Origin of the sequence: Nostoc sp. (genome assembly GCF_036917155.1) — a bacterium.
Taxonomy (GTDB): domain Bacteria; phylum Cyanobacteriota; class Cyanobacteriia; order Cyanobacteriales; family Nostocaceae; genus Nostoc.
The window spans coordinates 1-8,572 of sequence record NZ_JBALDZ010000239.1; the positions used below are offsets into that span (position 1 = coordinate 1).

Sequence of the window (8,572 nt, forward strand, 5' to 3'; positions counted from 1 at the left end):
TGGCGAGGCAACTTTACTATCACTAATTTTTTACCGATGGTAGGTGTAATATCAGCTTACCTGCTTTGTATACCAATTAGATAGCTAGGGGGTGTAGTGAATATTTAGCCCCAACAACCATAGAGTTACAAGCCCCGTATGAGTCAAGACGATAGCATTGGTGGGGGTTCAAGCCCCGACCAATGCAATCTTCCCTACACCCCACACCCTACCCCCTACACCCTTCTTGTTGACCTCTCCCCCAACCCCTCTCCGACACGGAGAGGGGAGCAAAAAGCTGAATTTTTCGTTGCTCTTGCTCCTCCCTTTCCGTTTCGGAGAGGGAGGCTGTCCGGGAGAGGTTCATCGAACTCACGTTTAGCATTCATTTTATGTAATATTCACCTTCATTTGTCCTGCATAGTTAATCTTAACCACACCACCCCACGCGCAATTACATATTGCAGTGTTGGGTAATGCTGGAAAATTGTTAATTTTAACTTTTATTGCTCCAGGTTTCCAAGGACTGACAATCATCGGAATGCAAGGCATAGGTGTTAAAACACCCAACGCTGCGGTAGTTGCCGCAGCGACCATTGGGTTGGTCAGCGAGGTACACATTCCAAAAGGCAGGATATTTGCTCCCGGTGCAAAATCCATAATTGTTGCTGCTAGCATCCCATTTACCATTACCGGTGAACCTTTGGGGATAACTAATAGCGAACTAGGTGTAGCACCAAACGGTACACACTGTAGAGAAGCACCCATTACAACTTGTTGTGGCATAGTTTTTTTTGTTAATTGTTAATTGCTAATTGCTAATTGCTGATTGCTAATTGTTAATTGCTGATTGCTGATTGCTAATTGTTAATTGCTAATTGCTGATTGCTAATTGTTAATTGCTAATTGCTGATTGCTAATTGTTAATTGCTAATTATTTTTCTTGCATTAGCCATTAGCCATTAGCCATGAGCCATTAGCCATGAGCCATGAGCCATTAGCCATTAGCCATTAGCCATTAGCCATTAGCCATTAGCCATGAGCCATGAGCCATTAGCCATTAGCCATTAGCCATTAGCCATTAGCCATTAGCCTATATTTACTATTGGGGCATTTACGCCTATTGTTGTATCACCTTTTATAGTCGTTGTTAATCCTTTTACAGTAGTTGTCATGGCGGATTCAATGTTAATCCCTGCGCCTCCTAGTTCGATGGTGTTGCTACCCATTTTTAACTTAATGTTAGACATAGACATTTCTATACTGCTACCCCCAACTTTGAGTGTGATTTTTTGCTTTGCTGTCAATTCGATTTCGCCAGTTGCATCAATGGTAATTTTCCGCCCTTGGTCGTCAAGTTTACAGATATTTCCACCACTGGTTTTGATTTCAATTTTTTTATTCTGGTCGTCTAGCAGCACTAGATGACCATCTTGAGTTTTGATTTCAATCTTTTTGTCTGTATCATTTATATTCAATTTGTGACCATCCACCGTATTTACATACACGCCCTTTTTACTGCTGCCTTTGTCTTCTTCAACAAACTGAAGGGTGTGACCTAAGCGAGTTTTAAATGTCCGCAGTCGCACTTTACCATCTGCAACTGATTCCTGCACGCTAGTGGGCGGTGCGTCTTTGCCGTTCCAAACGCCACCAATGATGAAGGGGCGGTGGATATCGCCGTGTTCAAACCCAACTAGCACTTCGTCGTTAACTTCTGGTAAACAGTCAAACCCGCGACTACTTCCTGCACCAATTGACACTACTCTTGCCCAGTCGCTTTCATGTTCTTCTGTCAAAGTGGGAAATTTGACTCTCACTCTACCCCATTTTTTCGGGTCATTGTTGTTGGTGACAATTCCTACTATTAGAGTTTGTCCTGGTTTCAAGCGGGTTTGGGGAGTCATTGCGGTACTTAAATCATCACCTCGCAAACCGCGAATGCTGAACTCTGTGGTGTAAACTCTGCTTTGGAAAATATGGCGAGTTTCGGTGACATAATAGCTACCGCTATATTTACCCATATCTTTCAGCGATATTACCTTTCCGGGTCGAATATCCGGGTTTCCTACAGCTTGGGCATCTGCTTGGACGAATTCACCAGAAAGTTCGTTGAAAAGTGCTTGGGCGATCGCGTCTGACTCTTTGCTAGAAAAAACCGGTTTATCGACTACAATCATTTTCGGACTACCGTTAAAGGCGGTGCTGGTCTTAGTGCCTTCTCCCTGTTCAATTGAAGTCACAACCTGAGCAGTTTGAGCGCTTTGAGTGGAGACGATCGCCTGCTTATTCTTATAGTCCCACCCTCTAACTTCAACAGAGCTAACTTGTTCGGTACTACTAACACGCACATGAAAGTTGGTAATATCTTTTAACCACTTTAGGTTCAACGAATTACCCCCTGAAGGTTTACGAAAATTCAGCTTACCATCTTGTACAAATAGCTCAAAACCATTACGTGCCGCTCGTTCCCTCAAAAATTCCATGTTAGTCTGGTTTTCTTGAAAGATGTAGCCCACCGGATCGCCAAATCCATAGGGGCCACCAGTTTCATCAATTGTGCCTGCGGTGATGCCAGCTTCACCAATGATTTGACTTACAATGTCCGAATCTTTCTTATTTTGAAACGATCGATTGTAGCGTCCTCGGTGTAAACGGTGACTGACATCGTAACCTTGGATAATAATCGGAGCCTGAGATTCCGCATTAAACTGCGCTTCTACAGCAGTAATTTCACCCTTAAGTAAGGTACTCTGATTAGCAGCGCTAAAGTCAGTATGTTCCGTGTTGCTGGAAGTAAAACCAATTTCAATCGATTTACCAATGGTAAAAGTATTATCGTACAGCCACGGGTTTTCTCCTTCTCGAGCTGAATAATAATCATTACGAATTACTAAGGTGAACATCCCCGGTACATGCAAGCTTTCTTCTACAGTGATTTGCAGAATATCTTCTAACAAACTATCAGACGCAGGTTGTCCGTCAATTTTTAAGGTTGGGATTGCAGTATAACTGGCAGGCATAAGTTAATTGCTAATGGCTAATGGCTAATGGCTAATGGCTAATGGCTAATGGCTAATGGCTAATGGCTAATGGCTAATGGCTAATGGCTAATGGTTAATGGCTAATGGCTAATGGTTAATGGCTAATGGCTAATGGTTAATGGCTAATGGTTAATGGTTAATGGTTAATGGTTAATGGTTAATGGCTAATGGCTAATGGTTAATGGCTAATGGTTAATGGCTAATGGCTAATGGCTAATGGCTAATGGTTAATGGCTAATGGTTAATGGCTAATGGTTAATGGTTAATGGTTAATAGCAATTAGCAATCAGCAATTAGCAATTAGCAATTAGCAATTAGCAATTAGCAATTAGCAATTAGCAATCAACTCATACGCTTATTACGAGTATCTCCTGTGCGGTCAACTTGGTTGGGTGTACCCATACCGGGTTGGGAGGTTGATTCGTCAATTTCTTCTAAACTCAAATCTAATTTTGCCCGTACTGGAGTACCGTCTGGCAAAAACATAATTAATTTGTAGGTCAGGTTGGTGACAAAACAACGAATATATTGATTGCTACCCCAAGCAAATACGTAAGTTGGTGGGCGCTTTTTTTGATTTTTGCCACTCTCTAGAAAGTTCACTGCTTTTTCAAACTTTTGGATATGGACAATGACGCTTTTACCACCGCCTTCTTCATAAGTATCTAGCAAAATGTCATTGATCGTGAGCGTGCAAGGTTCTGGATAAGCAAAGTTGACTTTAGGTAATCCTCTAGCAGTACGCGCACCGCTATTTTTGGTAAGGTTAATCTGTTGTTGAAAAACTAATTGATTGGGGTTAAACATGAATTCAATCGTTTCACCCCCATCTGAGGAAACCAGTTTAGCTTTGACTAGTGACATAACTTTCTCCTCTCAACGTAAATAGCATTACCAGGATGAGCGTCCAGTATAACCGCGTCCGTGACGCTCTTGCTGAATACGCAAGCGACACTTTACTTTCTCATAGATTGCTTGCGCCAATGTTTCTATGCTTTTCGATATTTCAGAGCTAGACTCCTCTGTTGTATCGACAAAGGTTTGTTGGCTTGATAGTCGAATTGTTTCTGAGTCGTTGGCTCCTTTGGCTTGAATTAGAGTATTGACAGATGAACTATTTTGTTTGCTCATTTTTCGCTGTACCGAAGTTGTCTTACTCTTTACAGAATTGCCAATATCTGACCAAGAGGATACATTACTACCTGACACAGTTGTACGGTCTAATTTAGGGGAGTTAGTAGAACTTTGGGTAACTATATTACTTGTAGCGTACTGACTCAGCGATGGTTTGGAAGCGAGTGAATCCAAAACCATAATATTTTGTAGAACCTGTGGCAGTTGTAGCAACGTTCCTGACTGACTATTTCTTGCTGGTGTATCTGTTATTGCGGCAGGTTGAATCATATTTCCTAAATCAGAAACAGAATTCTTTATTAGAAATGAGCTTTCAGCCGTGATATTACTGTCTGAAGCCAATGCCGTTGTTTCTGTATGCGGCTGTAATGTAGGAAATGAATCAAAATCTGTTTTTGACTGAACCTTTGGTATTAAACTAGTTACTGGTGCGATCGCCTGCATCGGGGGAAGTGCAAGAGAATCAACTATAACCGACTCTGCCCGATCCTCAATATCATCAGTTTTATGCTGGGTGTTATCTGACTCAAAGTTAACTGCAAAATCAGCTTGTGTGTCGGAAAATTCCGATCTCTGTAATTTTTTTGTCAGGTTGGAAGGTTGCAGAGGTGAATTTATCGACTCTAGTTTTTGTTGTAAAATTTGCTTCGTCGATGATGAAGTAACTAAATCACGAGAAACTTGTTTTGTTGCGTTATGTTTTGGAGTCGCATCTCGGTATTCTGAAAAAAATGGTGAATCCTCAAACAGGTTATTGGAAAAATCTGATTCAGAGTTTTTAGAAGAAAAAATTGTCGGATCTAGTATAGAAAGAGACTGCACCCCTAATGGTACGAGAAATTGTGGGGTAAGTCCCTGATTTCCTCCCAACGGCTTATGTGGCAATAATGGGTCTTTTTTACTTAGAGATTCTGTTGATTTTGCTAACTTTGGTTGAGCGGTTTCACTTAAGGGCGCATTATTTGATTTAGCCATTGCTTAGTTACTACCAAAATAGCCATTATTCCGTCCCTTAAGGGAAGTTGCAGAAGCTGTACCCGATTTAGCAACTTTAATGCCTTCATAAACCAAGGTCAATTCTTCAATCGCCACTGTAGAGGAATCTGCCGCTAATTGAGGAGCTTTCCAACCAACAGGTACAGCTCCAATCAGTGTCCAACACTGCATAGTTTCACCGGCTTGATTGAATACTAAAATGTTAACGTTGCGACGCTCGATCGCCTTTTGGGAATCAGTCCTCATGGCTTGACTTGCCCATTGCCAAAATACCATATCATCACTAAGACCACGCTTTAAAGTCACTTCTGAAAATTCTGGCTGTCCTAGCAAGATACGTTGCTGGTCATTCACACCTCCTTCATAATAAGTTTCGTATTTGACTCGAACTCCCAAACCCTGACACTCGGTAAAGGAGGCAGAGATAGTACTTTCTAATCCCACATAGAAACGATTAGCTGTGACGTAGTTGAGTCCAAAAGTTTGTGTTCCATTTGTTGTTACCATTAAATTCGGCTCCCATATCCTTGACTGCGTTCTTGATGCTTGCGGAGGTCTTCACGCAAAAGTTTGTAAACGCGATCGCTCAACTGCTCTATCAAGAATGAGTCATGTAAAATTTGTTCTAATAATTTGCCGTTAATTTGTGATTTAGTCATAGTTGCTAATTGCTAATTGCTAATTGCTAATTGCTAATTGCTAATTGCTAGTTGCTAATTGCTAATTGCTAATTGCTAGTTGCTAATTGCTAATTGCTAATTGCTAGTTGCTAATTGCTAATTTTTTTTCCTATTAACCATTAGCCATTAGCCATTAGCCATTAGCCATTAGCCATTAGCCATTAGCCATTAGCCATTATCGATTACTCTCTAAGTCTGCCAACTTCCATAACCCAGCGACGGCGATCGCTGTGTTCCAAATTGAGAATTTCTTCTAACGACCAATGGAACTCAGAAGCAATACAGGCTACCTCCTCATAAAGTTGGTTTGAGGGGTAGCCTAAAATTCCCCCGATAGAGCCAACTCCGTGGAAAACTTGTTATTGCAGCTGGGACAACACACAGCAATTTCTGAATTGCCTTGTTGGTTGATGCGGTTGTAAAACTCGCGCAGATAGCTTAGATCACGGGTAAATAGATTTTCTAGTATTTCGGGAGTAATTTTTGACAGTGTACCCAAACTGGTAATCACCCGCGAAAACATTACCAAAGTGCCATACGCTTCACTCTCTTGAGTGCGCTTATCCTTTTGCACAGAAATTTCATCTTTCGCCGTAGCCAGTCGCATTACCCCATTACGGTGAACTACGCCTTCCGTATCCATCAATCCACGAGGAAGTGTAAAATCAAACTCTGTAGTCAACATCAAGTTTTTATATAGCAATATTCAATAGATTTTGAACTTTTTTTGTTAATAGCTAATTGCTAATAGCTAATCGCTAATCGCTAATCGCTAATTGCTATGGTTTTCTTACTATTAACTATTAGCTATTAGCTATTAACAGCCTTATTCAGTGTTTAACAACTCATGTAATTAGGCTATATCCTAACTAAGATTTTAACGTTATTTCTGGCTCCATAACCTCCGGTTCTAGTTCATTTATATGTCGATAGAACTTTTGTAGATAGTTAAGGTCACAGGCAAATAGCTCTTCAATCACGATAGGTGTCACTTCTTCAAGCGCACCTAACCGGCTAATTACTCTTGAAAGAATAATGACCGTTGCATAAGCAGGATTCGACTTAACTCGTGGATCTCGTAATGGTACAATTTCATCAATTGCCCGTGACAGCTGCATTATCCCTTTGCGATGAACATTGCCATCAACATCAAGATAGCCTTTTGGTAAAGTAAATTCAAACTCTGTTTGCATTGCCTAACTGCTTAACCAAGAGTAAAGGGTTTTGTTAACAGCTAATTGCTAATGGCTAATTGCTAATGGCTGATTGCTAATTGCTGATTGCTAATTGTTTAGAATCCCAAATCAATAGTCTATAGATTTTAGCCATTAGCCATTAGCCATTAGCCATTAGCTATTTAATCCGACTAAATTCATCAATTGCCAACTCCATCTCTTCGATTTCAAACTCACTATTACTTGCACTGACATCAGAAATTTTGTACTTTATGGGCCATGCTCCCAAAAATCTAAATCTTGCCTGTTCAATAGCATTTTGGTTGTAAAGGGTTAAATCACCATTGCGGCGTTGTTTTGCCCAGTTGCCTTGTTCAACGGCACTGAACCAATCCCACACCGCCATAGAAATAGTCATCCCACGACGCAAAATTAAATTGCCACTGTGAGAATTTCCTGGTATTTTCGTGCGTGCTACTCGACCAACGCTATTGCCATCTTTGCCCCATTTCTGGGGAGTCACCTGACAAAACTCGATGGCCTCCTGAGTGCGCTCAAATCCAAGACATTCCATGAAGTAGCCGTCAATGCGATCGTCACTGCCATCTACCCGAATTTCTAAGTAATAACGAGAAGAAGTTAAAAGTTCGTACTGCTTATCTGTCACAGAAGTATTTTGTAATTTTAGATTGATAAAATGCTGATTGCTGATTGCTAATTGCTGATTGCTAATTGCTAATTGCTAATTGCTAATTGTTTAGAATCCAAAGTCAATAGTCCATAGATTTTAACCATTAGCCATTAGCCATTAGCCATTAGCCATTAGCCATTAGCCATTAGCCATTAGCCAATCTCAAATTACTTAGTACGTCGGATGGAGTGGAAAGCTAATTCGACTGTTTCCGTAGCTAGTTCCGTCGTGCCTGCCTCCAGTTGGCTTGATTTATAAGTTTTGGGCATAACACCTATCAGATTCCAGCGTGCTGCTTCTTCGCCACCCTGATTATACAGAATGATAGAGCCAGTTTTAAGCACTCCTTTATTTGTAGTTCCTCCACCTGTAGTGGGTTGGGAGTGGGAGTCAGTGTACCATTTTATCAATCTGTCATCCTGAACAGTAGACACATATTCAACCGTGACCGTTCCATTACTGACTCCGGTAACTGTTGCCTGAATTGCAGATTTTCCTCCCTTTGTAACACCAAAAGGATTTTGGTCTCCAGCAGTTTGCAACTCTATAGAGATGCCACTGACTTTTTTGACGATTAAATCTGCCAGTCCGTCAATCTCTACATAAAACTTAGAACAAGAAAGTACTTCAGCTTTTGCCATAATTAACTCCTGTACAAGTATTAGATTTGTTAATAGCTAATTGCTAATTGCTAATTGCTAATTGCTAATTGTTAATTGCTAATTGCTAATTGCTAATTGCTAAGTGTTAATTGTTACTATTAACCATTAACCGTTAACCATTAGCCATTAGCCATTAGCCATTAGCCATTAGCCATTAGCCATTAGCCATTAGCCATTAGCCATTAGCCATTAGCCATTAGCCATTAGCCAT

11 protein-coding genes are annotated in these 8,572 nt (G+C 40.7%); all 11 read right to left on the reverse strand.

Annotated features, from left to right (window positions below; genetic code table 11):
• Positions 1-369: 369 nt before the first annotated feature.
• Complete coding sequence (locus V7K67_RS32245; RefSeq protein WP_334729643.1) at positions 370-765, reverse strand: DUF4280 domain-containing protein; 396 nt, start codon at positions 763-765, stop codon at positions 370-372.
• 302 nt (positions 766-1,067) lie between these two features.
• Entirely contained in the window at positions 1,068-3,002 is a 1,935-nt protein-coding gene (locus V7K67_RS32250; RefSeq protein WP_335170067.1) for a VgrG-related protein, read from the reverse strand.
• A 363-nt stretch (positions 3,003-3,365) separates the two neighbouring features.
• Positions 3,366-3,887: a CIS tube protein gene (locus V7K67_RS32255; protein WP_334729641.1), complete on the reverse strand. Its 522-nt coding sequence runs from the start codon at positions 3,885-3,887 to the stop codon at positions 3,366-3,368.
• A 27-nt stretch (positions 3,888-3,914) separates the two neighbouring features.
• Entirely contained in the window at positions 3,915-5,132 is a 1,218-nt protein-coding gene (locus V7K67_RS32260; protein ID WP_335170069.1) for a hypothetical protein, read from the reverse strand.
• A gap of 3 nt (positions 5,133-5,135) precedes the next feature.
• A complete protein-coding gene (locus V7K67_RS32265; protein WP_334729639.1) occupies positions 5,136-5,660 on the reverse strand; it encodes a phage tail protein in 525 nt (174 codons plus the stop codon).
• Entirely contained in the window at positions 5,660-5,812 is a 153-nt protein-coding gene (locus V7K67_RS32270; RefSeq protein ID WP_334729638.1) for a hypothetical protein, read from the reverse strand. Before V7K67_RS32270 ends, V7K67_RS32265 begins: the two co-directional genes overlap by 1 nt.
• A gap of 203 nt (positions 5,813-6,015) precedes the next feature.
• A complete protein-coding gene (locus tag V7K67_RS32275; protein ID WP_335170073.1) occupies positions 6,016-6,168 on the reverse strand; it encodes a DUF6760 family protein in 153 nt (50 codons plus the stop codon).
• Entirely contained in the window at positions 6,153-6,518 is a 366-nt protein-coding gene (locus V7K67_RS32280; RefSeq protein WP_334729637.1) for a phage tail assembly protein, read from the reverse strand. The genes V7K67_RS32275 and V7K67_RS32280 overlap by 16 nt, the downstream gene beginning before the upstream one ends.
• Positions 6,519-6,702: 184 nt before the next feature.
• Positions 6,703-7,026 (reverse strand): hypothetical protein, encoded by a 324-nt coding sequence (locus V7K67_RS32285; RefSeq protein WP_322708493.1) that lies wholly within the window; start codon positions 7,024-7,026, stop codon positions 6,703-6,705.
• Between the two features lie 160 nt (positions 7,027-7,186).
• A complete protein-coding gene (locus V7K67_RS32290; protein ID WP_334729636.1) occupies positions 7,187-7,675 on the reverse strand; it encodes a phage tail protein in 489 nt (162 codons plus the stop codon).
• A 191-nt stretch (positions 7,676-7,866) separates the two neighbouring features.
• Positions 7,867-8,340 carry a phage tail protein gene (locus V7K67_RS32295; protein WP_334729520.1) on the reverse strand — a complete coding sequence of 158 codons (474 nt, stop codon included), beginning with the start codon at positions 8,338-8,340 and terminating at the stop codon, positions 7,867-7,869.
• Positions 8,341-8,572 lie beyond the last annotated feature (232 nt).